Here is a 25,824-nt window from a genome sequence, read left to right as displayed (position 1 = left end):
CTTATTTTTATCGTTTTGATGCAATGACTACAAACGTTTTCCAAGATTTATATGCCAAATATAAAAACAAGCTTTCATTACCGAAGCCTTGGGATACAGTAGTCATTTTTATTTTGAGCATTTTACTCACCATTCCAACTTTTATTATTGCACATCACAATTTATTAGATACCGAATGGCGCATCCCAATCGACAGAATATTCATTTTCATTGCGATACTTTCAGGATTTCATTTTGTTTTTGTAAAAATTAAAAAATACATCCTTATTGGCGTATTCTTCTACTTAGTGATTTTAAGTTACGGGACAATTTTGGGTAGTTATGGATTTTACAGAATGTATGATGATTACCGCTCGATGATGTACACCATGGGCGATAATCCTTATCCGCAGGATATTATTATTGACAAGTTACTTCCTTTCCCTAATAAGTTCAAAGTTTTAAAGGCTATCGATTTTTCTAACCCGAAAGTCAGAAATTTTGCTCTGTATGCTACTACTGAACATTTTAAAGAAGCTAAAAAAATTAAAGGTTATCAGGAATACAGATCAATTATTCAGGCATTTGCCGTTTTTAAAGAAATCAAAAGCCGTTGGAATTATGTCAGTGATCCCATTGGAAACAACTACATAGCAAGCGCTTCAGAATCCCTGCAGCATTTTTCAGGTGATTGTGATGATCATGCTGTTTTAATGGCCGCCGGAGTAAAATCGGTAGGAGGCATTCCCCGTTTAATACACACTGATGCACACATTTATCCCGAAATGTATATTGGTACAAAACGTGATTTGGAAAATGTTACTTTTTTAATCCGCAAAGTATTATTTGTGGAAGAAAGCAAAAACAAACAAATCCATTATCATATAGACGAGCGTGGCCATATCTGGCTGAATCTGGATTACACCGCTAATTATCCCGGTGGAAAATTCATGAGTGAATCAATTTTAGGACAATTAACATTAAGTGATTAAAATTCAAAATTTATTTCTTTTTCTCAAATATAAAATTGGTATTAAAACTAATAAAATCATTAATGAAGCCGTCAACATTGGCGAATATTCATCCGTATTAAAAATAAAAGAATAAAAACGAATTAAATATGAAGTTGGAGGAAGTTCAAAAAAGCTGGTGATAAAACATATTATACAATAAATAAAGATTAATATTTGATAATTTTGCGACAACTCATTGTTGTTTTCATCAGAACCATTTTGTTTAAAATTTTCATTCATATCATTTACAGTTGTATTATAGATTTAGTTTAAAACATAAATTACCATTCAATTTTGTCTTTGTTTTTAGAAATTAAATACTCATTCGTTTTCAAAAAATGATTATTCCCAAACCAAAGTCCTCTGTTTGCACTCAAAGGTGATGGATGACCGGTTTCCAGAACAAAATGTTTTTCTCTGTCAATTTTGCTCCCTTTTTTTTGTGCAAAACTGCCCCATAGCAAAAAAACAACATTTTCGTTGTTATCAGAAATATATTGAATCACCGCATCTGTAAATACATTCCATTTCAAATGCTTATGACTGTTGGCTAGATCTTTTCGGACTGTTAAAGAAGCATTCAACAATAGAATACCCTGTTTTGCCCAATGCTCTAAATTACCTGTTGCAGGAAAAAACAATCGGTCATACTCATTATTAATTTCAGAAAAAATATTCTTTAACGAAGGTGGAATAGCAACACCATCATTTACTGAGAAACACAAACCATTTGCCTCCCCTTCACCATGATAAGGATCCTGACCAATGATAACCACTTTTAAATCGCTTACAGGGAATTGGTTAAAAGCATTAAAAATCAAATCTTTGGGAGGGAAACAGGTGAAATTTTGGTACTCTTCATCAACTTGAACAATCAAATTTTTAAAATAGTCTTTATTGCTTTCCGCTTCAAATAAATTTTTCCAGGATTTATGAATAGTAATTTCCATGCTATATTTTTGACAAATATAATTACTTTGATTCTTTGCTTCTTTGAAACTTTGTAACTTTGACCTTTTCCAAGTAATAAAATGATTTCAATAAATAATAAAACTTTACAAGACTTACAATTTCAAACAATTTTAGAAACCATTTCTAACTATTGTATTACTGATATTGGAATTGAAAAAGTATTTGCTATTCAACCAATAAGGACAGAAGAGGAATTAATGCAATCTTTATTGCAGACTTCAGAGTACAGATCATCTTTTGATAATAATAATGCACTGCCAAGTCATAGTTTTGAAACCATAAATAATGAACTTAAATTTTTGGCAATCGAAGACAGTTTTTTGGAAGCCATAAGTTTTAAAAAAATTCATTCCATAGCCGAAAACACGAATACGTTATTGTTGTTCTTAAAAAAGTTTGAAGACTATTATCCTGCTCTGGCACAAAAAGCCAGTGAAATTGAAATTACAAAAGCCGTTACTAAAGCTATCGAAGCAGTTTTTGATAAATACGGAGAAATAAAAGACGATGCCACGCCTGATTTATTGGAAATCCGCCGTAGTATGAATGTAATCCGCGGTAAAGTCAATCAAAGTTTTGGAATGGCTTTGAGTCAGTACAATTCGTTAGGTTATTTGGACGAAATTCGCGAGACTGTTGTTGAGAACAGACGTGTTCTAGCGGTTCTTGCAATGTATCGCCGTAAAGTGAAAGGAACAATTTTAGGTAGTTCAAAAACTGGAAGTATCGCTTATATTGAACCTGAAGCTACTTTGCGTTATTCACGTGAATTGGCCAATTTAGAATATGAAGAACGCGAAGAGATTATTAAAATTCTAAAGCAATTAACAAATACCATTCGTCCTTATTTACCATTGCTTATTCAATATCAGGAATTTTTAAGCGATATCGATGTTGTTTCGGCCAAAGCCAAATATGCCAGAAAAATAAATGGTTTATTGCCAAGAATAACTCAGGAGCGAAGAATATTTTTGCGTGATGCCTACCATCCTATTCTTTATCTGACTAATAAAGAAAAAGGGGAAACTACGTATCCGCAAACTTTTGAATTTAATTCAGAAAATAGAATCGTGGTAATTTCCGGACCTAATGCCGGAGGTAAAACCATTTCAATGAAGACTGTTGGTTTACTTCAATTAATGCTGCAATCGGGAATGCTTATCCCTGTTCACGAACGAAGCGAAACTTGTTTATTTGATAGAATTTTAACAGATATTGGAGATAATCAATCTATTGAAAATCATTTAAGTACCTATAGCTACCGATTGAAAAACATGAATTACTTTTTAAAAAAATGTAATTCTAAAACCTTATTTCTTATAGATGAGTTTGGTACAGGTTCTGACCCGGAACTTGGTGGAGCATTAGCCGAAGTATTTCTGGAAGAGTTTTATCATCGAGAGGCTTTTGGCATTATTACAACACATTACGCCAACTTGAAAATATTGGCAAATGAATTGCCATTTGCCACAAATGCCAACATGTTTTTTGATGAAAAATCATTGGAACCAATGTACAAATTGGTATTAGGCCAGGCAGGTAGCTCCTTCACATTTGAAGTCGCGCAAAAAAACGGAATTCCTTACGGATTAATAAACCGTGCCAAAAAGAAAATAGAAGTCGGTAAAATCCGTTTTGATAAAACTATTGCTTCCTTGCAGAAAGAACGTTCCAAGTTGGAAAAAACTTCACAAAACCTGAAAGAAGAAGAAAGCAAAGCGCGTGAAGAAAGTAAAAAAATGGAAACCATCAACACTAAAATTCAGGATAAATTAGAACGTTATCAGGAATTATACGATGCTAATCAGCGTTTGATTTACATGGGTCAAAAAATTGATGATATTTCAGAGAAATATTTTAATGATAAGAACAAAAAAGACTTGATTGGAGAGTTTTTAAAAATGGTTGAAATAGAAAATTCCAAACGGAAAAAGATTACAGCCAAAGAGAAAAAAGTAAAAGAAAAAGTAGAAAAGCAAGTCATTGAAGAAGTAAAAGAAAAAGTAGAAGAAATTCGCAAAGAGAAAAAAGAAAAGAAAGAAAAAGCCAAAATTGAAGAACAAAACAAACCTAAAGTAATACTTAAAGTAGGTGACCGAGTTCGTATGATAGATGGGAAATCAATAGGTACAATTGACAAAATTGAAAAAAATAATGCGATTGTAAATTATGGCATTTTTACATCAAAAGTGAGTTTAGATCAATTAGAATATATTCAACCAAAATAGTATTCAGTAACAGTTTTCAGTATTCAGTTTTTATAAATTTTATAAAATGGAAAAACTTCCCAAAGACAAACAAATCATTCTATTTGACGGTGTCTGCAATTTATGCGATAACGCTGTGCAATACATTATTAAAAAAGACACAAAGGATGTTTTCAGGTTTGTGTCATTACAAAGTGATTTGGGTCAGGAAATTCAAAAACACATCGGAATTCAAAATAGAAATATTGACAGTATTGTGCTTTATGTTCCTAATAAAGCATATTACATCAAATCTAATGCAGCCATAGAGATTGCAAAAGAATTGCCTTACTTAAACTGGTTAACCATTTTTAAAATTTTTCCTTCATGGTTGCGTGATCCAATTTATGATTATATAGCTAAAAATCGTTACAAATGGTATGGTAAAAAAGAAAGCTGCATGATGCCCACTCCGGAAATTAAAGCTAAGTTTTTATAATAGTTATTTCTTGACTATTTTTTTACCAATAACACCTTTTGAAGTAACGATTTTCAGATAATAAATCCCGGATTGTAAATCAGAGACATCAATACCTGCATCAATTGAATTGTAAACAGCAATAACTTTTCCGTTTAGGTCAATTATCGAAATAGTATTGATTTCTAGGCCTTCAGAGTTTACTATATAAAGTAAATCTTCAACCGGATTTGGATAAATTTTCAATTTAGCGGCTAAGAATGCAGACGATGACAATGTTCTGTCTACTGAGAATGTGTCTAAACCAATATATTCAGAATTAGCTCCATACAACCCTCCATCTGTCACATAATATCTAAAACCAATTTTACAATTTACAGGTCCTGCCAGTCCGGATATACTGACAGAATATTCAGTCCAGTTCAAAGGATAATCTGTGGTGGTTAAATTTGGATTAATGTCAAGCAATAAATCGGTAAAACCTCCAACATCCTCAGGATCAGTTGAAGGGTTTGCCCCATTATTTTTATTTAACCGTAACTGGAGCCGGTCAGGATATACACCTTGACTTTCAGGATTATCTCCTTTAAAAGTATAAAATTTCACTATATCTCCGTTATTTAATTGCAATGACGGAGTTATGAGCCAATTACTTATAGTACCGTTTGTGCCGGTTGAATAAAAATCACAGGCAATATAAGCATTCGGATTTCCTTCATGGGCACTTAAATAAGCAGTGTCATCACCTTGATGCCAGAGACTGCTTCCGGGCGGATTACTGGAATTAATAAAAGTCCAGCTGGATAATGAACTGACATTGTCAAAATTTTGAGTGATAATATTCTGAGAAAATAAATTTGGAGCAAGCAACAAAAAAAGTAATCTATTTCTCATGACAAAGAGCTTTAAAAATTCACCTATAAATTTACATATAAAAAGCTATAAATCAGAGATCTAAAAACAAAAAAAGAGACTTCTTTAAAAGAAAGTCTCTCCTGCTTTTCAGATTCATTTTAAAGTAACGACTCTTTTTTTTCAATCTATAAAAGCTTATACTCAAATTATAAAGCTATAATTCAATAAAAAAAGGCTGTCTCACTTTTGAGACAGCCTTTTAAAATTATCTAACTAATTTTTTATACTTAAGTTTTGTTGGCGCTACATCACCTAAACGTTTCTTACGGTTTTCTTCATAATCAGAGAATCCACCTTCAAAGAAGTAAACTTGTGAATCTCCTTCAAAAGCTAAGATATGAGTACAAATTCTATCCAGGAACCAACGGTCGTGAGAGATTACCACCGCACAACCTGCAAAATTCTCTAAACCTTCTTCTAAAGCACGAAGTGTATTAATATCTAAATCATTCGTAGGCTCATCCAGTAACAATACGTTACCTTCCTCACGTAAAGTCATTGCTAAGTGTAAACGGTTACGTTCCCCTCCTGAAAGAGTGTTTACTTTTTTATTTTGATCACTTCCACCAAAATTGAAACGGGATAAATAGGCTCTTGAATTTACCTGACGGCCACCCATCATAATTAATTCCTGACCATCACAGAAGTTTTCCCAAATAGATTTTTCAGGATCAATATTGGCATGAGACTGATCTACGTATGCTATTTTAACAGTTTCTCCGGTAGTAAACTCACCACTGTCAGGTTGCAACTCATCCATAATCATTTTAAAAATGGTAGTTTTACCAGCTCCGTTTGGACCAATAATCCCAACAATACCAGCCTGAGGCAATGTAAAATTCAAATCATCATAAAGAATTTTATCTCCGTAAGCTTTCGCTACACTTTTGGCATCAATTACATTAGTTCCCAAACGCGGACCGTTAGGGATATATAATTCCAATTTTTCGTCAAGTTCTTTTTGATCTTCATTTAATAAACGATCGTAGTTTTGTAAACGGGCTTTTTGTTTAGTCTGACGGCCTTTAGCTCCCTGACGTACCCAATCCAACTCTCGCTCTAAAGTTTTACGGCGCTTGGAAGCTACTTTTTCTTCTAATGCCATACGACTTGATTTTTGATCCAGCCATGAAGAATAGTTTCCTTTCCAAGGAATACCCTCTCCTCTATCCAATTCTAAAATCCATCCGGCAACATTATCTAAGAAATAACGGTCGTGTGTTACTGCAATAATGGTTCCTTTGTATTGTTGTAAATGTTGTTCCAACCAATGAACCGACTCAGCATCCAAGTGGTTGGTAGGCTCATCCAATAATAATACATCCGGTTCCTGTAATAATAAACGGCATAAAGCCACACGACGGCGCTCTCCTCCTGACAAAACTTTAATAGGTGTATCAGCATCCGGACAACGAAGCGCATCCATAGCAATTTCCAGTTTTGTATCTAATTCCCAGGCACCGCAAGCATCAATTTTATCCTGCAATTCTGCCTGACGGTCCATAAGTTTCTGCATTTTATCTGCATCTTCATAAACTTCCGGTAACCCAAATTGATCATTTATGGTGTTAAATTCTTCTAACAATCTAACCGCTTCCGCAGCTCCTTCACGAACAATTTCAATAACTGTTTTGTTTTCGTCAAGTTGGGGTTCCTGCTCTAAATAGCCTACAGTGTATCCTGGAGCAAAAACAACATCTCCCTGGTAGTTTTTATCAACTCCGGCAATAATTTTCAATAAAGATGATTTACCTGAACCATTTAAACCAAGGATACCAATTTTGGCACCATAGAAAAAACTCAGATAAATATCTTTTAAAACCTGTTTGTTTGTTGAAGAGTACGTTTTACTTACCCTCGACATGGAAAATATTACTTTCTTATCGTCTGACATATTTCAAAAATTATTATTCTTTATTTGTGAAAAAATTTATGCAAATATAAAGATTAAATGAGTTTTAATGATGTATAGAGCTTTTATTTCTATACATTCATTTTGGAAAAATTCAATTTAATAAATTAATTTCTGTAAGTTTTACCATACATTTGAAAAAAACTAAAAATGGCGAAAATCAAGTTTATATTGTTCCTATTCTTTTTTGTTTTAGTTGTTTCTGCACAAAGCATTTCAATTAAAATAATTGATTCAAAAAATGATTTGCCATTACCTCATGTAAATATTAAATTGAGTAATAACATTGATTTAATTTCAAACGATGAAGGTGTTTTTAATTTATCAGCAGAGCAAAAAGCTGATTATAATAGTATAACAGTAAGCTATTTAGGTTATCAAACTCAAAAAATATCCGTTAAAGATTTAAAACAGCAAAATTTAACTGTAAAACTAACTGAAGTTGTTTATCAGCTTAATGAAGTTGCAGTAAATAATGCTAAGCCAAACCCCGGCACAATAATGTCAGAGGTAAAAAAGCGTTTAAACGACAATTATGCAACTAATGATAACACTATCAAAAGATCATTTTTTTTAAGAGAGGGAATCCATTTTAATCCTTCACAAATAAATGTTGATATCAATAAATCGACTGGCTTTTCAAAAAAAAAATTGAAAGAAGTGGATAGAGAAGTTAATTCGTTTTGCAATAATCTAAAATCAAATCCATCAAAAAAATATGAAGATTTACTTTTAGATTACTATCAGTCAAATAAGCCTAAAATTGATTCAAAGATTAATGTCATAAAAGCAACCAGTATTAAAGGAGATGGATCTTCAACTTCAATGGAAGATTTTCAAAAAAAGGGGCTTTCAATATTATTAAAACATTTGGATTCTACTAAGTTTTATAGAATAAAAAGTGGTTGGTTTGGATCAAGAGACACTATCAGTTTTAAAAGTGATTCAAAAAAAGAGGAAGACAAAATTTCGAATTTGGCAAATACAAAATTGAAAGTAAATACTTTTCTTTTTGAACAAAAGTTTTCAGATAAATCAAAATTTGATTTTATCTATAACCCTGAACTATATGAGTATAGCTATAATGGTAAATTATATGATGATGAGACTGATGATTTAGTTTATATTTTAAGTTTTTCTCCTAAAAAAAGCAAAGCTAAATATACAGGAAAATTATACGTGTCTGGTTCGGATTATGCTGTTGTAAAATGCAATTACTATTTAGCAGAAGGAAAAATTGTAGACGGTTTAAATTTAAAAATGTTATTTGGTATTAAAGTCAAAGAAAACATTAGCAATGGTACTTTAATATTCAAAAAAACAACTGATAAAAAAGCATACGAACTTCAATATGCCTTAGAAGAAAACGGACAATATTTTTATTTAAACAGACCTGTAAAGTTTGTTGAATTAAAAGAAGGTGAAAAAGACGTTTTGGATTTTGATTTGAAAATTGAAGGAGATTTAATTACTAAAACAGAATTATTATCAATATCAAAAGATGAAATTGCTCAAAATACTTTTGATGGTCTCAAAGAAAAAGAATTCAATTATATTAACTTAAAGCAATACAATTCTAAAATATGGGATAATCACATTTCAATAGAACCATTAGAAGTAATGAAGCAATATAAAGCGCTTTAAAAGGAAATTAAACCCTTCCTTTTAAAGCATTGAATACCCAGGCATTAGCTAAAAATCCTATACCAACGGCTCCAAACCCCCAGCCGGCTACATCTGCATAACGATATACTCCTAAACCAATTAAAAGAAACCCCATTACAACCATTATTAATGTTGCCCAGCCTAATACAGTATTTTTATTCATTCCTACACTCATAATCTTTACGTTTTGTTTGGTTTATAAAATTTGGAATGCAAATATCGGCATTTTAAAATTTAATTAGAAACTTATTCTTATTCTAATTTTTTCTTTACTCCCAGTTTCCATCCTAAATAAGCCATAGGAATATACCCCAGACTCAAATCCAAAGCGCTGAACCACATAGGCGCAGGCAAAGCAAATACATTTGATATACCTCCCAGCAGAAAAAAACAACCTACAAACATAGCTAATCCAAATTTATAGGAAGCTCCAAACCTTGATGCTGTAAAACTACCTGTCAATGTCCCGAAAGCGTGTGCCAGAAAAGGAAAAACAAAATGTTTTGGTTCAAATAAATGCATTCCTGCTTTTAGACTCTCCATATTGGACGGGTCAATTCCTTCGGGTAAACTTATAACAAAACCACCCATTAAAATTATCCCCATATTAACTATACTTCCTATAAAAAGACCGGCGATTACCGCCAAAATATTTTTGATGATTGGATTCATATATAAATTATTTAATTAAAAAATTTTACAAGCATTTCTTTTAACAAATCTGATTGTGGCAGATTTGAAGCTCCTACACCTTTGCTTTTCAAATCAATATCTTTTAAAGTTGCTACAATCCCGCTTACTTTTTTCATTGGATAGTTTCTTGCTGCCAATTCATAATCCTTAACAAAATACGGATTTACTTTTAATGCAGAAGCCACATTTTTAGGATTTTTATCCTTAAGTCCATGATACTGCAGCAATTGTGAGAAGAAACTAAAAACCAATCCAATAGTTAAAACAATAGGATTGTCTTTAGGATTTTGCGCAAAATGATCTGCTATTTTATATGCCTGCAATTGATTTCGTTCACCAATGGCTTTACGCAATTCAAAAGGATTGAAATCCTTGCTAAATCCTATATTTTCCTCAATAATTGCAGGTGTGATAACTTCTCCCGGTTTTAATATAATAGCCAGCTTGTCAATTTCGTTCGCAATTCTGCTTAAATCTGTTCCTAAAAAGTCAACAAACATCTGTACGGCTTTAGGTTCTATCTGAAGTTTTTTTCCTTGTAAAACTCTGGTCAACCATGTCCCGACTTGATTTTCATAGAGTTTCTTACTTTCAAAAACGAGTCCGTTCTTTTCTAAAACTTTGGTTACCTTTTTACGCTTATCGAGTGTTTTATATTTATAACATACTACTAAAACAGTTGTATCCTGCGGATTTTCGGCATACGATTCTAACTTATCAATAGTTCTTGATAATTCCTGCGCTTCTTTAACAATAACAACCTGCCGGTCTGCCATCATTGGATAACGCTTGGCATTTCCTACAACATCTTCAACAGTAACATCACGCCCGTATAAAATGGTTTGATTAAAATCGCGTTCGTGTTCCTGTAATATATTTTCTTCTATATATTCCGAAAGCTTATCTATATAATATGGCTCCTCACCCATTAAAAAATAAATAGGTTTTATATTGCCGGCTTGTATGTCTTTAATGATTTTTAAAACTTCGTCCATTTCCAGTTTTCAGTATTCAGTAACCGTTGGCAGTTATTAACAAATAACTATTTTTGTTCTATGCAAAAATTAAACTTTCCAACATATTCGTTTCGGTTCAAAAATAGTGAAAATAAAGTCGCTATTTTTGATGAAATCAGGAAAAAATTTGTGATTCTCACTCCAGAGGAATGGGTACGTCAAAATGTAGTCCGGTTTTTACTGGAAGAAAAAAAATACCCGAAATCCTACGTAAATGTTGAAAAATTAATCAAAATAAACGATTTAACTAAACGCTACGATATAGCTGTTTTTCAACCAGATGGCTCTATATTTTTATTAATTGAATGTAAAGCTCCCGAAGTTCAGATTACACAGCAGACTTTTGATCAGATAGCACGTTATAATTTGGTTTTGAAAGCAGAAAATTTAATGGTGACAAATGGTCTGAATCATTATTTTTGTCAAATGGATTTTGAAAATGAAAAATATACTTTTCTAACAGATCTGCCTAATTTTAAAACTTTATAAATGTTTACGATAATTAAAGAAAACCTACAGGGGAAAAAAGTCTTTTGGTTTTTTGCAATTACACAGGTTGTTTATTTTACAATGATATTGGTCACAATTCCAAAAGTTGCCGGGTTTGCAGATAATCTTAAAATTTTCGATATCAGGCAATTTGGTTATACTTATCAGGAGGCAATTGAACTTTTAAACAATCTTGGTGCAGAAGGCAGAAACATCTATTTGTATCGTCAAATCCCATTAGACTTAATTTACCCGGGCTTATTCGGAATTAGTTTTTGTTTGATTTTGGCATTTTTTTTAAATAAATTAAATCTACTGAATACTAAATTAATTTATCTGACAATTTTACCTTTAATTTCAGGTGGTTTTGATTATCTGGAGAACTTCAGTATAATTGCAATGCTGCGCTCTTTTCCAGAAGTTTCTCAAAATTTAGTCATTTTTGCCAGTAATTTTACAATTATTAAGAGCATATTAACTACTCTTTATTTTCTTGTACTTATTTTTGTGCTTCTAAAATTAGGATACAAAAAAATTCTTCACAAAAGCAATTAATGAAAAAAATAGCTGTAGTCATACTTAACTGGAACGGAAAAAAATTATTGGAACAGTTTTTACCTTCTGTAGTCCAATATTCTCAGGAAGCTGTTATTTATGTGGCTGACAATGCCTCGACAGATGATTCGGTTCAATTTGTAAAAAACCAATATCCGTCAATTAAGATAATTCAAAACTCAGGAAATTTTGGCTATGCCAAAGGATATAATGAAGCTTTACAATTTGTTGAAGAAGAAATTTATGCTTTGGTAAATTCAGACATCGAAGTAACAGAAAATTGGCTTCAACCCATCATTGAACTTTTCAGCGATGAAAAAGTTGCTATTGCTCAACCAAAAATTTTAGACTATAAAGACAAAAAAATGTTTGAGTATGCCGGTGCGGCAGGTGGTTTTATTGATAAATACGGATTCCCTTTTTGCCGTGGACGCATATTTGAAACTTTGGAAGAAGACAAAGGTCAATATAACGATATTATAGATATTTTCTGGGCTACCGGTGCCTGTCTGTTTATCCGAAAAGATGTTTTTAGAGAATTAAAAGGATTTGATTCCGATTTTTTTGCACATCAGGAAGAAATCGATTTGTGCTGGCGTGCACATAATAAAGGATATCTGGCCAAATATTGCGGAAAATCAACAGTTTATCACGTAGGCGGTGCTACTTTGCAGACAGGAAGCCCGATGAAAACCTTTTTAAACTTCAGAAATTCATTATGGATGATGCTCAAAAATCTTCCGGCACGTAAATTATTCCCGGTTTTATTATTCCGTTTAATGCTGGATGGAGCTGCAGGTTTGAAATTTTTAACCGAAGGAAAACCAAAACATTTTTGGGCGGTCTTAAAATCGCATTTTTATTTTTACATTTATCTAAATAACTATCTAAGTAAAAGAGGATTAACCCAACAGGAAAATTATTACAAAATAAAGTCGGTTGTTTACCGTTATTTTGTTAAGAATGGCAAGCTATTTGCGGACTTATAGAAAATCAAAATCAAAATATGAGAAAATCAATTTTAGTATTATCAGCCCTTGCACTTACTGCAACCTCTTGTGTGTCAAAGAAAAAATTTGCCGAATTAGAGGCTAAAAACAAAGAAACACAGGATTTATTAAATACAGCTACAGTTAAATTAAATTCATGTTTAGAAGAAAAATCAGGCTTAAATGCTTCTTTAGCAGCTTTGCAAAATGAAAATGAGAATTTAAAAAAGAACAATTCAGATTTGATAAATTCTTCAAAAGAAATGACTGTCCTGACTACAAAAGGCGCTCAGAATCTTGAAAAATCGTTAGAAAGCTTAAGAGAAAAAGACCTTAAAATATCAAGGTTGCAGGATGCCTTAACTAAAAAAGATTCGGTTACACTTGCTTTAGTTACCAGCTTAAAAAGAGAAGTTGGAATTGATGATCCGGACATTAACATTAATGTAGAAAAGGGAGTTGTAATGATTTCAATAGCTGACAACTTACTTTTCAAATCAGGAAGTTATGATGTAAGCGACAGAGCTAAAGGTGTTTTAGGCAAAGTTGCCAAAGTAATTAACAGCAAACCTGATTTTGAATGTATGGTTGAAGGTCATACAGACAATGTGCCGATTAAAAACGCTGTGTTACTTGACAACTGGGATTTATCTGTAAAAAGATCGACTTCAATTGTCCGTGTATTACAAAATGATTTAGGGGTTAATCCAAAACAGTTAATTCCTGCCGGAAGAAGTTCTTACATTCCATTAGCAGAAAACGACACTCCGGAAAACAGAGCAAAAAACAGAAGAACACGTATTATCATTATGCCTAAAATTGATCAGTTCTACGATATGATCGAAAAGGAAATGAAAACTATGAGTAAATAGTCTGATTTGGGTTTTTAAAATTTCCATTTTTGACATCATCAAAAAAGCAGTCTCAAATTAAATTTGTGACTGCTTTTTTTAATACAGCTTAAGATTCTTAGGAAAATTAATATCAGAAAGAGATAATTTAAAGACTGAAAAACTTCGTTAAAACAATTTCATTTATTTTATACCCAAAGCTTTATGCGTGTCTGTAACAGCTCTTTTATTTTTATAATCTATCCAATCCTGCCCTTTCCATTTACGCATTAATACATCATAATGACGCATTACCCCAATATTATAAAGTGCTTTGATCAAACTCGCTATTTTTCTAGGAAAAGTCCTTAAACTCATTGAAAAACCAGGCGTAAGATATTTCATGTAATGCCAGTAACCTTCAGGCATATAAAGCATTTCTCCGTGATTTAAGTTGCATATTAAACCCTTTGCATGCTGTAATGCCGGCCATTTTTCAAAATCAGGATTGTCAAAATCGATATCTTCTCTGGCAATTAAAGAGTGAGGTACTTTATACAAGTAGGGAGTTTCTGATGGCGCAAACAAGATACATTGTTTTTTTCCATGAAAATGAAAATGCAGAATATTAGGATAATCAATATCATAATGCATGAATACTTTTGAATTTTCACCTCCAAAAAACAACATAGGCAATTGTTTTATTAAATGCAGACCAATGCTTGGCCAGAGAAAATCATTTTGCAAACTTGGAATTTTACTCATGAAATTATACGCAAAAATTCTGTAGTTTGTTGGTTTCGTCAACAGCAAATCAACATAATCACTCATTTTCATTTTAGCATGGGCCTCATTAAACCCGTCTTTGTGTGATACCGGTCGGTCATCATACAAAGGAACTATTTCATTACCCGCAATTTCTTTTATGTATTCTAACTTCCATTTTGCATAAGCAGGCCAGTCAGCAGTAAGTTGCTCAATAACAAGTGGTTTTTGTTTTTTGACGTAATTATTATAAAAGTCTTCTTTAGAGATTGTTTTTACTCTTTCTATTTCAGTCAAATTTAATTTCATAGATACAGAATATTTAAATTCGAATATAATAAAAAAATGCAGACCTGTAAGCCGGATTCTGTATTTCAATAAATTGAAATCCTTATCATTTATCTTGCTTAGCTGTTACCAGCTAAATCTATCTGCCTACCCCTCAGCAACGGACGAGCAGCCCTTAATTACTGATATACATGGCATTTCACCGCATAGAGTTTACCTGGTTTCACTACAGCATTACCTGTACATCCTTTCTGTTGCACTTGTCCTCTCTCGTCCCGAAAGACGAAATGACGGGCGTTACCCGCTATGCCTGCTCTGTGGTGTCCGGACTTTCCTCCTCTTATTAGTAAGAAGCGATAAGGCGGTCTGCGATGCAAAATTACAATTATAATTATCTAATACGAAATTAGTTTTATCAGTTTTTAACAATAATTATTATATTTTTTATTAACTTTATAATCTCCTCATTAACAATACTATGATACATACCTACAATTACGCAGACACATCAAACGCTCTTAAAGAGCTGCAGGAAATGGGATTTATATATGATTACAACATTCATCATGATGAGTTTTTAAAAAACCCCCATGATTTTGAAATCGTACATATTTTCAGATATGAAGGCGATTCAAGTGCTGATGATGAATCAACAGTCTACGGAATACGTTCAAAATCAAATCATGATAAAAAAGGCATATTTGTATCAGGATTTTCTGCAAATTCTGAATGTGAGTCAACTCGCTTTTTAATTGGACTCACCATTAAGGGCCGGAAAGGACTTTAATACTATTTCACGCAGTTTTCAAAAAATGACAGTACAAATTATCATTTGCATGTTGTAATTTGTCGCTGCAAACCCTATATTTGCGACTCATAATTTTCTATGGAACAATTTATAGTATCTGCCCGAAAGTACCGTCCGCAAACATTTAAAGATGTAGTTGGACAACAGGCTATTACTAATACTTTATTAAATGCCATAGAAAGCAATCACCTTGCTCAGGCGTTATTGTTTACAGGACCAAGAGGTGTTGGAAAAACAACTTGTGCACGTATTTTAGCCCGAAAAATAAACCAGGAGGGCTATGATGATCCTAACGAAGATTTTGCTTTCAATGTATTTGAATTGGATGCAGCATCAAACAACTCGGTTGATGACATACGTAATTTGATTGACCAGGTTAGGATTCCTCCCCAAACAGGAAAATACAAAGTATATATTATTGACGAGGTACATATGCTGTCAACAGCAGCTTTCAATGCATTTCTTAAAACATTGGAAGAACCGCCGCGCCATGCTATTTTTATTTTGGCAACTACTGAAAAACATAAAATTATTCCAACTATTTTATCCCGTTGTCAGATATTTGATTTCAAAAGAATTACAGTTAAAGATGCAAAAGAACATTTGGCTGAAGTAGCTAAAAGCCAAAATATTACTTTTGAAGATGACGCACTGCACATTATAGCCCAAAAAGCTGACGGAGCTATGCGTGATGCACTTTCAATTTTTGACAGAGTAGTTTCGTACTGCGGTACTAACCTGACCCGTACGGCTGTTACTGAAAATCTTAATGTTCTTGATTTTGAATATTATGTAAAAGTAACTGATTTAATCCTAGAAAATAAAATACCCGAATTACTTTTAGCGTATAATGATATTTTGGCTAAAGGTTTTGACGGACACCATTTTATTGCAGGTCTTGCTTCCCATTTCAGAGATTTGTTGGTTTGCAGAAATCCTGCAACACTTATTTTACTGGAAGCCGGTGAGCATGCCCAAAAACTTTTTGGTGAGCAGGCACAAAAAGCTTCACAAGAATTTTTATTACAGGGAATCGAATTGGCAAATGATTGCGATTTAAAATATAAAGCTTCGCAAAACCAACGTTTACTTGTTGAATTATGCCTTATGCAGCTGGCCTCTATCACTTTTGATGGAGAAAAAAAAAAAAGCTAAGTCCTTTATAATTCCACCAACTTATTATAGAAAATCGGATTTTTCTATTACTGAAGTTAAAACAACACCCTCAATTTCGAATTCAAAAGTTTCTGAACAAATAACAACCAAAGCTGAAGAATTGAAAACAGAAAACCCTGTTTTAAATCAACCTTCCCTTCAAGTTGACAATTCGACGGAAGTTTCCAATAATAATTCAAATGCTCCTGTAGTTTCAAATCAGCCAAAAGTATCTGCTTTGTCACTTTCAAGTATAAGAGCAAAAAAAGAAATGGAGGCTCAGTTAAAACCTGAGCAAAAACATCATGATGATTTACCTACTGAGACATTCACTGAAACAGAAATGCTGGAACAGTGGGTTAAATACGCCAGTCGTCTAGGTGATAAAGGCTATAAAATTTTAGAAGCTTTAATGTTGATTAACGATCCTTTCCTGGAAGGAACAACTATCATTCACGAATTACCCAATGAGAGCTCCAAGATAGATTTTGAAAGCGGCAAACATGATTTATTAGGGTATTTACGCGGTAAACTTCACAACCACAACATAAATATCGAAATCAAAGTCAATGAAGCAATTGAAATCAAAAAAGCTTTTACTGCCGAGGAAAAATTCGAGCGGATGAAAGAACTTAATCCTGCTCTTGAAACTTTAAGAAAATTATTTGATTTGGATGTTTAACAGCTAAAAAATATCTTTCCCACTATTTAAAGGATGTGAATTACCGCAATATTAAGTTTTAAAAAATCCGGCAATCTTACAGCAATATATAAAATAACAAGAGACCGTTTAATAAAACGGTCTCTTGCAGTAAAATATATTTCTCATTACAAAGTCGGTTTGACGGCTTTATAGTTCTAATAATTTATTTTTTACTCCATTCTTTAATACTTTCCTCATTCATCTTAACATAATCAGGATTGTTCGCTGCTTTAGCTCCTTCCAATGAAACCTTAGCAGTTTCAAGCGCACCTTTTTTATCTCCTAATTTAGCTTGAATTTGTGACTTTAAACGGGAATACCAGTAAGGTTTTTTCTCATGCATATCATAAGCTTTGGTAACATAAGCAAATGCTTTATTCAAATCACCGTTTGAACTGAAATAATACTGAGCCGCAGCATAGTAATCAGCTGCTGTAGGTCCTGAAAGTACTTTATCTATACTTGCCAAAGCTGTTTTTTGTGTTGGTACTTCAAACTTTAAAGCTACCAAAGTCTTCTCCCAGCTAAATTCCAAATTGGCTGAATTCAAATCAGTATTGGCAATTCCTATGGTAAAAGTTTCTACTGTTCTATTTAACAACTCTGTCTTGGCAGAAGCTTTTAAAGCCACTTTACTGTCATCCCATTTCTCAGGATTACCCCAGTTATTAGTATCAGCATAGAAAAAAACTTCCCATTCATCTGCTTTAGGTGTGATGTAAAGCGCATACTTTCCTTTTTTTAATGATGCCCCGTTAATCACTACATCTTCAGAAAAAGAGATAGTAGTATTAGCATTTGCTCCGGTTCTCCATACTTTTCCAAAAGGAACTAAATCGCCAAAAATCACACGGCCTTTAGCACTGGGTCTTGAATACTCAATTTCTACTTCAGTCAAACCTACAGTTTGCGTTACAACTGCCTTAGGACTGGCCTGAGGAACTTTAATCTGTGCTTCTACAGATAATGAAGCAATAAATACTGCTATTGCAATTATAAATCGTACCATTTTATTTTTTTTAGTTATTCAAAGATAAGTTTCTGTATTTTTTTTAATTGTTAAGAAAAGTATAAAATAAAAAATAATTTGTTTAATTTATTTTTTATTTTGTTAAACAATTTATTTCAAATGAAATTATATACCTTATATACAAAACAATTATTACCTATTTCATTGGATGAAGCCTGGGATTTTTTCAGCAATCCTGAAAATTTAAAGACTATCACACCTGATTCAATGAAATTCAAGACACTTTCCGGTGATGACAGGAGAATGTTTGCCGGACAAATTATTCATTACACAATTTCACCTTTTCCTTTTATAAAAATGCAATGGGTGACTGAAATTACACATGTTGCCAATCAACATTTTTTTGTAGACGAACAGCGTTTTGGCCCTTACTCCTTCTGGCATCATAAGCACTTTTTTACTGCTGTTGAAGGAGGTGTTTTTATGGAAGATATTGTACATTACAAACTCCCGTTTGGAATAATTGGTCAGCTTATTCATCCTTTATTGGTCAGACCAAAATTAGAAGAAATATTTTCCTTTAGAAAGCAAAAATTAACCGAAATATTTGGAGCATTATGACAATTTTCTGGTTTAGACGTGATTTAAGATTAGAAGACAATACGGGACTTTTTCATTCATTGTTTGAAAATGATAAAGTGCTGCCGTTATTTATTTTTGATAAAACAATTTTGTCCCAGTTAGAAAAAAATGATGCACGGGTCACTTTTATTCACGAATTATTACACAAAATTCAAGAGAAATTACACAACAACGGAAAATCTCTAGCTGTATTTCAAGGCAATCCAAAAGAAGTATTCGGGAAACTCATTTCCGAAAATAAAATAAGCGCAGTGTATACCAATCATGATTACGAGCCTTATGCACGCAAACGTGATAAAGAAATGAATGAGTTTTTCAAAGCAAACGGAATTTCCTTCAAAACCTGTAAAGATCAGGTCATTTTTGAAAAAAATGAAGTGGTAAAAGATGATGGAAGTCCTTATGTCGTTTATACTCCCTACTCTAAAAAATGGAAAGAAAAGCTCAGTAAATCAGTTATTAAAACTTTTTCTTCCGAAGAATATCTTGAAAAAATAATTAATCATGATTATCCGTTTCTTTCACTGGAAGATATTGGATTTACCAAATCTGAAATAAAAGTTCCCAAGTGCAATATTGAGGAATCGTTGATAAACAATTATCAGGACACGCGGAATTTCCCTGCAATTGAAGGCACTTCCCGTTTGGCACCGCATCTTCGTTTTGGAAGTGTTTCAATCAGGCAAATGGTGACTTATGCACTGCAATTTCAGAATCAGACTTTTTTAAACGAATTGATATGGCGGGAATTTTTCATGCAGATTCTTTGGCATTTTCCACATACGGTTACGAAAAGTTTTAAAGAAAAATACGATTACATCCAATGGGAGAATGATGAAGCCAAATTCCAAAAATGGTGTGAAGGCAAAACGGGCTACCCATTTGTAGATGCCGGAATGCGCGAATTAAATGCAACTGGACACATGCACAACCGTGTTCGAATGATTGTAGCCAGTTTTTTATGCAAGCATTTATTAATTGACTGGCGCTGGGGTGAAGCCTATTTTGCAAACAAACTTCTGGATTACGAACAATCGAGCAATGTAGGCAACTGGCAATGGTCCGCAGGCAGTGGTGTTGATGCGGCACCGTATTTCAGAATTTTTAATCCAACAGAGCAGATAAAAAAGTTTGACAAAGATTTAAAGTATATCAAAAAATGGATTCCTGAACTTGAAACTAAAAAATATCCTCTTCCTATGGTTGACCATAAAGAAGCAAGAGAAAAATGTTTAAAAGTGTATAAAGAAGCTGTGGGTTAGTATTCCCCTCCGCTGAGAGGGGATTATACTACAGACTCAAACTTTTTATATCAATTTCATCAAAATGCTTAATTACCCTTTCTGCAAGTGACAAATCCTGATGTTTTGAATTCAAACTATCATAACCTATACAAAAAATACCTGCCGCATTTGCCGCTTTTACTCCGTTAGTGCTGTCTTCTATCACAATGCAATTCTCTTTAGGAGCCACAGAAAGTGATGCGGCATGTAAAAATATAGCCGGATCAGGTTTTGATTTCGGGAAATCCTCCCCGCTCACTTTATGGGTAAAATACTGATTCAGATCAAAACGGTTAAAAACTCTGTTAATAGTACTGTTTGAAGCCGAAGAAGCCAAAATAAGCTGTATTCCGTGTACATGCAGTCTCTTGATTAAATCTAAAACACCTTCAATTAATTCCAAATCGGGTTTGGTATCAAATGCCTCATTGAACAAATGACGTTTACGCAGAATCAAATCCTCAACTTCGTGTTCCAAATTAAAATGTGCTTTCAGTTTTTGAAAAACATTCCGGGTAGAATTTCCGGTAAAAGAAGCATACATTTCCTCAGAAACTTCAATTCCCAATTCAATAAAATGCTGGTAATAGGCATATTTGTGAACGGGTTCGGTATCTACAATTACGCCGTCCATGTCAAAAATTACAGTCTTTATCATGGTTTTTTTATATTGTGCAAAGATACAGTCCGAAATTGCAGGAACAAAGTTTTTTCATCCTAATTAAACCTTTTTAAATATCTTTAGTCTTACTGTTTAAATTACCTCAATTGCAGGACGAAAAAATATTTATAACCGAATTACTAAACCCTGAAACGCAAAATGAAGCGTTTAAAAAACTGGTACGTGAATACCAGCGCCCTTTGTATATGCATATCCGTACTATTGTTTTAAATCATGATGATACAGATGATGTGCTGCAAAATACCTTTATTAAAATTTTTCAGCATTTGAAAAACTTTAAAGGAGAAAGCAAATTGTACTCCTGGATGTACCGGATAGCCACTAATGAAGCCATAACTTTTATTAATACCAGAGCCAGAAAAAGCGGTATTTCAAATGAAGAACTTCAGGATAAAATGATTAAAAATCTTGAGGCTGATATTGATTATGATGGTGACGAAATGCAGCTTAAATTACAAAAAGCGGTTGCCGCTCTCCCAGAAAAACAGCAGCTGGTATTTAAAATGAAATACTTTGAAGAAATGAAATATGAAGAAATGAGTGAAATATTAGAAACTTCGGTAGGCGGCTTAAAAGCATCTTATTTTCATGCCGTAAAAAAAATTGAAGAATTTTTAAATTCCAATTAAACCTTTTCCCATTAATTTTGTCCAACTTATATGAAAAAGATAGATTTAGAAAATGATGAAAAAATAGAATCAGGCTTTAAAATTCCTGACAACTACTTCGATTCTTTTGAAGACCGATTAATGCAACGCATTTCAGAAGAAGAAAAGCCAGTAAAAGTAATTTCGTTGTGGCAACGCAAATCTAAATGGATTTCAGGAATTGCGGCGGCTGTAGTGATTTCTATTGGAACATGGCTTTATTTTGAGCAAAAAACAACAGAAAATATTGAAATGACTCAGGATTATCTAACCTATGAAGCAGATGTCACCACTGAAGAAATTGCGATGCTTCTGACCAATGAAGATTTAACTCATTTAGAAAGCGAAATTACTGAAATAGATACCCAAACAGAAAATTACATTAACGATTACTTGAATTAATATGAAATACATATATACTATATTTTTACTTCTTTTTACCTCTTTGCTTTTCAGTCAGGATATGGACGACAGAATCGAACGTGTGAAGGCTTTGCGTGTTGCTTATATTTCAGACAGATTGAACCTGACCCCTGAAGAGGCTCAAAAATTCTGGCCAGTTTTCAATCAGTTTGATGACAGACAATTTGAGCTGCAACGTCAAAAAAGACAGTTGCTGCATAAGTTAAAGCCTGCAAATACAGGTAATTTATCAGAGAAAGAATCGGCGCAGTTAATGGCTGACGACGAAAGAATTGAAACCGAACTTCAAAATAACAGAAAACAACTGGTTAAAAACCTGCAGGGTATTATTCCTAATCAAAAAATACTTATGCTGCGCCAAATTGAAGTGGAATTCAAGCAAAAACTTTTAAATCAGATTAAAAACCGCAGGGAGAGACGTTTTGGAAAATAAACACAAAATAACTGTCCGAAAAGTCTGCAGGCTTGTCTTTTAACTTCGTTAGGCCGCATTATTTCATTCGGCCAAAGGAAGAAATCATTTAATATTGATTATAAGACTCCTCCTTGCGTCGGAGTGACAAACCTGATGTTGATATTTACTATTCGGACAGCTTCTGTTGTATTATATAGCTTTATTTTTCTTATCCTGGTACAATTCATACAACCATGTCAGGGTAAACGATGGAATAAAATCAAGACCCGGTACCAACTCTTCTATTATTGCAATTACCCCCGCTACTTTACCCACAGTGCCTTTATACATCATAGTCATGGCAAAACCTGCAATAGGTGCCCAAACTATATCAGTAATTTCTGCTATAACAGGAATGCCGTAAGACATCATCCCTATAACGTCAAACAATAGCCCAACGATTAATTTACCTGTTGTAGCCTGTTTTTTAAAAGTCTTGCCGGCTTCAATATGAACTTCGCTTGTCATTTTCTATAATTTAAGATTCAACAGTTTAAATTCATCAAATCCAATGCCAGATTTGTTATTTCAGTTTGTCTTTAAAAACCTTACGTACTTTTTCAATTTTAGGTGTAATTACATACGTGCAATATGATTTTTCTTTGTTTTGGTTGTAATAATTCTGGTGGTAATCTTCGGCTACATAAAAAGTGGTTGCATCAGTTACTTTAGTCACTACTTTTTTACCATACGTATTTTCTTCATTTAATAAATCAATATACGCTGCTGCCAGTTCTTTTTGTTTAGCATTTGCAGTAAAGATCTCGCTTCTGTATTGTGATCCTACATCAGCTCCTTGTCTATTGATAGTCGTTGGATCATGTGTCGCAAAAAAAACTTCCAGTAATTCCCCATAACTAATCAGTGCCGGATTAAAAACTATTTTTATAGCTTCAGCATGCCCGGTATAACCTGAACAAACGTCTTCATACGTAGGATTTTCTGTTTTACCTCCGATATAACCGGGCTTAACACTTTCAACTCCTTTAAGTTCTAAAAAAACAGCTTCGGTACACCAGAAGCATCCGCCGGCAAAAACAGCTGTTTCTTTCCCGTTTTGAGACTGCATAGCCATAGGCTCAATTTTCTCCATAGATTTGGTTTTAGACTCACAAAATATTGTGAATACAGATAATAGTATTAAAGTTAAAGATTTCATTTGTCTGTTGATTTAAATTTCCAGAAGCTCATCTCTCTTCTAACAGAATAGCCAAGCTTTTCATAAAGTTTTATTGCTCCCAGATTAGTTACAGAAACATGTAAAAACGGAATTTTATTCTCATCAAATATTTTATTTGTCACATATGTCACTAATTGTTCAGAATATCCCCTCCTTGTGTAATTAGGATGGGTAACCACTGCACTTATTTCTGTAAATTTATTTAATTTCATTCGTTCACCGGTTACGGCTACTAGTTTACTGTCTTTAAAAATTCCATAGTAATCTCCCATTAAAGGAGTGTTTTTATTAAAATAACCCGGCAGGCATAACCAGACCAAATCATATAATTTCTGATAGTTTTCTTCTTTTAATTGGATAATCTGCTCCTTTTGATCAAATGCGTTTCTTTCATTGCAGATCATCTGAAAACATTTTACTTCATTTTCCAAAACAATGTCATCAGGCAGCTTAAGAGGCAGATTGCCGACTATAAAAAAAGATTCCAACCGGGTCGCATAATCTGATATTGCTACAGAATCCGCTAAATCTGAATTAACGGCCCCAAAAGGACAGATTTCTGGTTGATAAAATGCAACAGAATCAGAAGATACTGCAAATTCTCTGTGCTTTTGTGTTAATGAACTCCAAACAGGATTATCTAATTCTGAAACTTCCACTATTGCCATATTCAAATTTAAAAAAAGATAATCTAATTTCATTTTGGGTTAACAAAACTTTATTTGATGTTCAATGAAATTCTTTGTTTATTTGTGGAAAGACTTGGTAAATGATTAAAGCGGTAAACATTCATAAATATTTTGGCCAATTAAAAGTTTTAAAACGTGTCAACCTTGAGATTCAAAAAGGAGAAATTGTTTCTATAGTTGGAGCTTCGGGTGCCGGGAAAACAACACTACTTCAAATATTGGGAACATTAGACAAACCAAGTTTCAAGAACCGTAAAGGTGTTGCCTTGAGTTCTTCTCTGGAAATCAATGGTCAGGATATTTTGAAAATGAATGATAATGAGCTGTCTAAATTCAGAAACTTAAACCTGGGCTTTATCTTTCAGTTTCATCAGTTACTACCTGAATTCACTGCATTGGAAAATGTTTGTATCCCAGGTTTTATTGCCAAAAGACCAAAAGCTGAAGTTGAAGCAGAAGCCAAACGTCTTTTAAGTTATTTAGGACTGGAACACCGTTTGCAACATAAACCCAGTGAACTTTCCGGTGGTGAACAACAACGTGTGGCCGTTGCCAGAGCCATGATTAACAAGCCTAAAGTTATTTTTGCCGACGAACCTTCGGGGAATTTAGATACTGCCACAGCTGAGAATCTGCACCAATTGTTTTTTAAACTTCGTGATGAGCTCAACCAAACGTTTGTAATTGTTACACATAATGAAGATCTGGCGAATATGGCCGACCGTAAAATTACAATTGTTGACGGTAACATTAAAGACATTAACAACATCCTTGTGAATTTAGGTTAAAATGGATTTTAATGAATTACGGGCTTTTCTGGATGAAAAAACCGACTTGTACAACCGTCCCGATTTTATAGAAAGTGACCCTATACAGATTCCGCATCAGTTTACTTTAAAGGAAGACATTGAAATTGCAGGATTTTTAGCCTCTGTCATTGCCTGGGGCAACCGAAAGATGATTATCAAAAATGCCCAAAAAATGATGGAACTCATGGGAAATACGCCTTATGATTTTATCATGTCGCATGAAGAACATCATCTGGAAAACCTTGAAAACTTTGTCCACCGTACTTTCAATGGTCAGGATTTTATAGGCTTTGTAAAAGGACTGCAGCACATTTACATGAATCATAACGGATTGGAAGCTGTTTTTACCAAGCATGTTACTGATAATTCCACCCAAAATGCCATTGCTAATTTCAAAACCATTTTCTTTGAAACACCGCACCTTCAAAGAACGGAGAAACATTTACCCAATCCCACTATTGGTTCTGCAGCAAAAAGAATCAACATGTATTTAAGATGGATGGTACGAAATGACAATAGGAATGTTGATTTTGGGTTATGGAAAAACATCCCCACTTCTGCCCTATCATGTCCTTTAGATGTTCATTCGGGTAATGTGGCACGCAAGCTGGGGCTGCTTACCCGCAAACAAAAT

At 33.4% G+C, this 25,824-nt stretch carries 30 protein-coding genes and 1 other RNA gene; 18 read left to right on the top strand and 13 right to left on the bottom strand.

The window, feature by feature from the left end; genetic code table 11:
• The first annotated feature begins 23 nt into the window (after nucleotides 1-23).
• A complete protein-coding gene (locus tag EZM65_RS00155) occupies nucleotides 24-971 on the top strand; it encodes a transglutaminase-like domain-containing protein (protein WP_136666496.1) in 948 nt (315 codons plus the stop codon).
• 302 nt (nucleotides 972-1,273) lie between these two features.
• On the opposite strand, the gene EZM65_RS00150 is transcribed toward EZM65_RS00155, so the two are convergent.
• Nucleotides 1,274-1,942 (bottom strand): uracil-DNA glycosylase, encoded by a 669-nt coding sequence (locus EZM65_RS00150; protein WP_136666495.1) that lies wholly within the window; start codon nucleotides 1,940-1,942, stop codon nucleotides 1,274-1,276.
• An 81-nt stretch (nucleotides 1,943-2,023) separates the two neighbouring features.
• Between EZM65_RS00150 and EZM65_RS00145 the strand changes: the two genes are divergently transcribed.
• A complete protein-coding gene (locus EZM65_RS00145; RefSeq protein WP_136666494.1) occupies nucleotides 2,024-4,192 on the top strand; it encodes a DNA mismatch repair protein MutS in 2,169 nt (722 codons plus the stop codon).
• A 46-nt stretch (nucleotides 4,193-4,238) separates the two neighbouring features.
• A complete protein-coding gene (locus tag EZM65_RS00140; RefSeq protein ID WP_136666493.1) occupies nucleotides 4,239-4,649 on the top strand; it encodes a thiol-disulfide oxidoreductase DCC family protein in 411 nt (136 codons plus the stop codon).
• 3 nt (nucleotides 4,650-4,652) lie between these two features.
• Here the strand turns inward: EZM65_RS00140 and EZM65_RS00135 are convergent, their stop codons facing one another.
• Both EZM65_RS00135 and ettA read right to left on the bottom strand, forming a co-directional pair.
• Nucleotides 4,653-5,522, bottom strand: coding sequence for a T9SS-dependent choice-of-anchor J family protein (locus tag EZM65_RS00135; protein WP_136666492.1), 870 nt, complete (start codon nucleotides 5,520-5,522; stop codon nucleotides 4,653-4,655).
• 226 nt (nucleotides 5,523-5,748) lie between these two features.
• Nucleotides 5,749-7,437, bottom strand: a complete 1,689-nt coding sequence (ettA, locus tag EZM65_RS00130; protein ID WP_136666491.1) for an energy-dependent translational throttle protein EttA — start codon at nucleotides 7,435-7,437, stop codon at nucleotides 5,749-5,751.
• Between the two features lie 168 nt (nucleotides 7,438-7,605).
• On the opposite strand from ettA, the gene EZM65_RS00125 reads away from it, so the two are divergent.
• The gene (locus EZM65_RS00125; RefSeq protein ID WP_136666490.1) at nucleotides 7,606-9,099 is read left to right on the top strand and encodes a carboxypeptidase-like regulatory domain-containing protein; all 1,494 of its coding nucleotides are present in this window, start codon (nucleotides 7,606-7,608) and stop codon (nucleotides 9,097-9,099) included.
• Nucleotides 9,100-9,106: 7 nt separating this feature from the next.
• On the opposite strand, the gene EZM65_RS00120 is transcribed toward EZM65_RS00125, so the two are convergent.
• The 3 genes from EZM65_RS00120 to holA all read right to left on the bottom strand — a co-directional run bounded on the left by EZM65_RS00120 (nucleotide 9,107) and on the right by holA (nucleotide 10,808).
• A complete protein-coding gene (locus EZM65_RS00120) occupies nucleotides 9,107-9,283 on the bottom strand; it encodes a CAL67264 family membrane protein (RefSeq protein WP_136667140.1) in 177 nt (58 codons plus the stop codon).
• 89 nt (nucleotides 9,284-9,372) lie between these two features.
• On the bottom strand, nucleotides 9,373-9,792 hold the full coding sequence (locus tag EZM65_RS00115) for a hypothetical protein (RefSeq protein WP_136666489.1): 420 nt from the start codon (nucleotides 9,790-9,792) through the stop codon (nucleotides 9,373-9,375).
• A gap of 11 nt (nucleotides 9,793-9,803) precedes the next feature.
• On the bottom strand, nucleotides 9,804-10,808 hold the full coding sequence (gene holA / locus EZM65_RS00110; RefSeq protein WP_136666488.1) for a DNA polymerase III subunit delta: 1,005 nt from the start codon (nucleotides 10,806-10,808) through the stop codon (nucleotides 9,804-9,806).
• 60 nt (nucleotides 10,809-10,868) lie between these two features.
• Between holA and EZM65_RS00105 the strand changes: the two genes are divergently transcribed.
• The 4 genes from EZM65_RS00105 to EZM65_RS00090 are packed head-to-tail and all read left to right on the top strand — an operon-like array spanning nucleotide 10,869 to nucleotide 13,734.
• A complete protein-coding gene (locus EZM65_RS00105; RefSeq protein WP_136666487.1) occupies nucleotides 10,869-11,318 on the top strand; it encodes a type I restriction enzyme HsdR N-terminal domain-containing protein in 450 nt (149 codons plus the stop codon).
• The gene (locus tag EZM65_RS00100) at nucleotides 11,319-11,873 is read left to right on the top strand and encodes a hypothetical protein (RefSeq protein WP_136666486.1); all 555 of its coding nucleotides are present in this window, start codon (nucleotides 11,319-11,321) and stop codon (nucleotides 11,871-11,873) included.
• Complete coding sequence (locus EZM65_RS00095) at nucleotides 11,873-12,862, top strand: glycosyltransferase family 2 protein (RefSeq protein WP_136666485.1); 990 nt, start codon at nucleotides 11,873-11,875, stop codon at nucleotides 12,860-12,862. Before EZM65_RS00100 ends, EZM65_RS00095 begins: the two co-directional genes overlap by 1 nt.
• A gap of 17 nt (nucleotides 12,863-12,879) precedes the next feature.
• Nucleotides 12,880-13,734 (top strand): OmpA family protein, encoded by an 855-nt coding sequence (locus EZM65_RS00090; protein WP_136666484.1) that lies wholly within the window; start codon nucleotides 12,880-12,882, stop codon nucleotides 13,732-13,734.
• A gap of 162 nt (nucleotides 13,735-13,896) precedes the next feature.
• Here the strand turns inward: EZM65_RS00090 and EZM65_RS00085 are convergent, their stop codons facing one another.
• Entirely contained in the window at nucleotides 13,897-14,766 is an 870-nt protein-coding gene (locus EZM65_RS00085; protein ID WP_136666483.1) for a cupin-like domain-containing protein, read from the bottom strand.
• Nucleotides 14,767-14,797: 31 nt separating this feature from the next.
• An RNA gene (rnpB, locus tag EZM65_RS00080) (RNase P RNA component class A) lies at nucleotides 14,798-15,118 on the bottom strand.
• A gap of 105 nt (nucleotides 15,119-15,223) precedes the next feature.
• On the opposite strand from rnpB, the gene EZM65_RS00075 reads away from it, so the two are divergent.
• The 3 genes from EZM65_RS00075 (at nucleotide 15,224) to EZM65_RS15660 (ending at nucleotide 17,390) form a co-directional block, all read left to right on the top strand.
• Nucleotides 15,224-15,532, top strand: coding sequence for a hypothetical protein (locus tag EZM65_RS00075; RefSeq protein ID WP_136666482.1), 309 nt, complete (start codon nucleotides 15,224-15,226; stop codon nucleotides 15,530-15,532).
• 99 nt (nucleotides 15,533-15,631) lie between these two features.
• Complete coding sequence (gene dnaX / locus EZM65_RS00070; RefSeq protein WP_136666481.1) at nucleotides 15,632-16,708, top strand: DNA polymerase III subunit gamma/tau; 1,077 nt, start codon at nucleotides 15,632-15,634, stop codon at nucleotides 16,706-16,708.
• Nucleotides 16,686-17,390: a DNA polymerase III subunit gamma/tau gene (locus EZM65_RS15660; protein WP_248574796.1), complete on the top strand. Its 705-nt coding sequence runs from the start codon at nucleotides 16,686-16,688 to the stop codon at nucleotides 17,388-17,390. The genes dnaX and EZM65_RS15660 overlap by 23 nt, the downstream gene beginning before the upstream one ends.
• Nucleotides 17,391-17,574: 184 nt before the next feature.
• Here EZM65_RS15660 and EZM65_RS00060 read toward each other — a convergent pair whose 3' ends face one another.
• Nucleotides 17,575-18,420: a DUF2911 domain-containing protein gene (locus tag EZM65_RS00060; protein ID WP_136666480.1), complete on the bottom strand. Its 846-nt coding sequence runs from the start codon at nucleotides 18,418-18,420 to the stop codon at nucleotides 17,575-17,577.
• Between the two features lie 120 nt (nucleotides 18,421-18,540).
• Here EZM65_RS00060 and EZM65_RS00055 point away from each other — a divergent pair, with 120 nt between their 5' ends.
• Both EZM65_RS00055 and EZM65_RS00050 read left to right on the top strand, forming a co-directional pair.
• Complete coding sequence (locus EZM65_RS00055) at nucleotides 18,541-19,002, top strand: SRPBCC family protein (RefSeq protein ID WP_136666479.1); 462 nt, start codon at nucleotides 18,541-18,543, stop codon at nucleotides 19,000-19,002.
• Nucleotides 18,999-20,285, top strand: a complete 1,287-nt coding sequence (locus tag EZM65_RS00050) for a deoxyribodipyrimidine photo-lyase (protein ID WP_136666478.1) — start codon at nucleotides 18,999-19,001, stop codon at nucleotides 20,283-20,285. The genes EZM65_RS00055 and EZM65_RS00050 overlap by 4 nt, the downstream gene beginning before the upstream one ends.
• 28 nt (nucleotides 20,286-20,313) lie before the next feature.
• Here EZM65_RS00050 and EZM65_RS00045 read toward each other — a convergent pair whose 3' ends face one another.
• Entirely contained in the window at nucleotides 20,314-20,964 is a 651-nt protein-coding gene (locus EZM65_RS00045; protein WP_136666477.1) for an HAD family phosphatase, read from the bottom strand.
• A 110-nt stretch (nucleotides 20,965-21,074) separates the two neighbouring features.
• Here EZM65_RS00045 and EZM65_RS00040 point away from each other — a divergent pair, with 110 nt between their 5' ends.
• The 3 genes from EZM65_RS00040 to EZM65_RS00030 are packed head-to-tail and all read left to right on the top strand — an operon-like array spanning nucleotide 21,075 to nucleotide 22,491.
• On the top strand, nucleotides 21,075-21,617 hold the full coding sequence (locus EZM65_RS00040; RefSeq protein WP_136666476.1) for an RNA polymerase sigma factor: 543 nt from the start codon (nucleotides 21,075-21,077) through the stop codon (nucleotides 21,615-21,617).
• A gap of 30 nt (nucleotides 21,618-21,647) precedes the next feature.
• Nucleotides 21,648-22,037 carry a hypothetical protein gene (locus tag EZM65_RS00035; protein WP_136666475.1) on the top strand — a complete coding sequence of 130 codons (390 nt, stop codon included), beginning with the start codon at nucleotides 21,648-21,650 and terminating at the stop codon, nucleotides 22,035-22,037.
• Nucleotide 22,038: 1 nt separating this feature from the next.
• On the top strand, nucleotides 22,039-22,491 hold the full coding sequence (locus tag EZM65_RS00030) for a sensor of ECF-type sigma factor (protein WP_136666474.1): 453 nt from the start codon (nucleotides 22,039-22,041) through the stop codon (nucleotides 22,489-22,491).
• A 171-nt stretch (nucleotides 22,492-22,662) separates the two neighbouring features.
• On the opposite strand, the gene EZM65_RS00025 is transcribed toward EZM65_RS00030, so the two are convergent.
• From EZM65_RS00025 to EZM65_RS00015, 3 genes are all read right to left on the bottom strand, one after another.
• Entirely contained in the window at nucleotides 22,663-22,980 is a 318-nt protein-coding gene (locus EZM65_RS00025; protein ID WP_136666473.1) for a hypothetical protein, read from the bottom strand.
• A 55-nt stretch (nucleotides 22,981-23,035) separates the two neighbouring features.
• Entirely contained in the window at nucleotides 23,036-23,605 is a 570-nt protein-coding gene (msrA, locus tag EZM65_RS00020; protein ID WP_248574795.1) for a peptide-methionine (S)-S-oxide reductase MsrA, read from the bottom strand.
• 62 nt (nucleotides 23,606-23,667) lie between these two features.
• Nucleotides 23,668-24,393, bottom strand: a complete 726-nt coding sequence (locus EZM65_RS00015) for a GNAT family N-acetyltransferase (RefSeq protein WP_248299632.1) — start codon at nucleotides 24,391-24,393, stop codon at nucleotides 23,668-23,670.
• Between the two features lie 68 nt (nucleotides 24,394-24,461).
• On the opposite strand from EZM65_RS00015, the gene EZM65_RS00010 reads away from it, so the two are divergent.
• Nucleotides 24,462-25,169 carry an ABC transporter ATP-binding protein gene (locus EZM65_RS00010; RefSeq protein ID WP_136666471.1) on the top strand — a complete coding sequence of 236 codons (708 nt, stop codon included), beginning with the start codon at nucleotides 24,462-24,464 and terminating at the stop codon, nucleotides 25,167-25,169.
• Nucleotide 25,170: 1 nt separating this feature from the next.
• The coding region (locus EZM65_RS00005; RefSeq protein ID WP_136666470.1) for a TIGR02757 family protein at nucleotides 25,171-25,824 on the top strand (654 nt) is incomplete at its 3' end.

This window comes from Flavobacterium sp. H122 (assembly GCF_004959765.1).
Classification (GTDB): domain Bacteria; phylum Bacteroidota; class Bacteroidia; order Flavobacteriales; family Flavobacteriaceae; genus Flavobacterium.
This window is presented reverse-complemented; position numbering and strand designations above follow the sequence as displayed.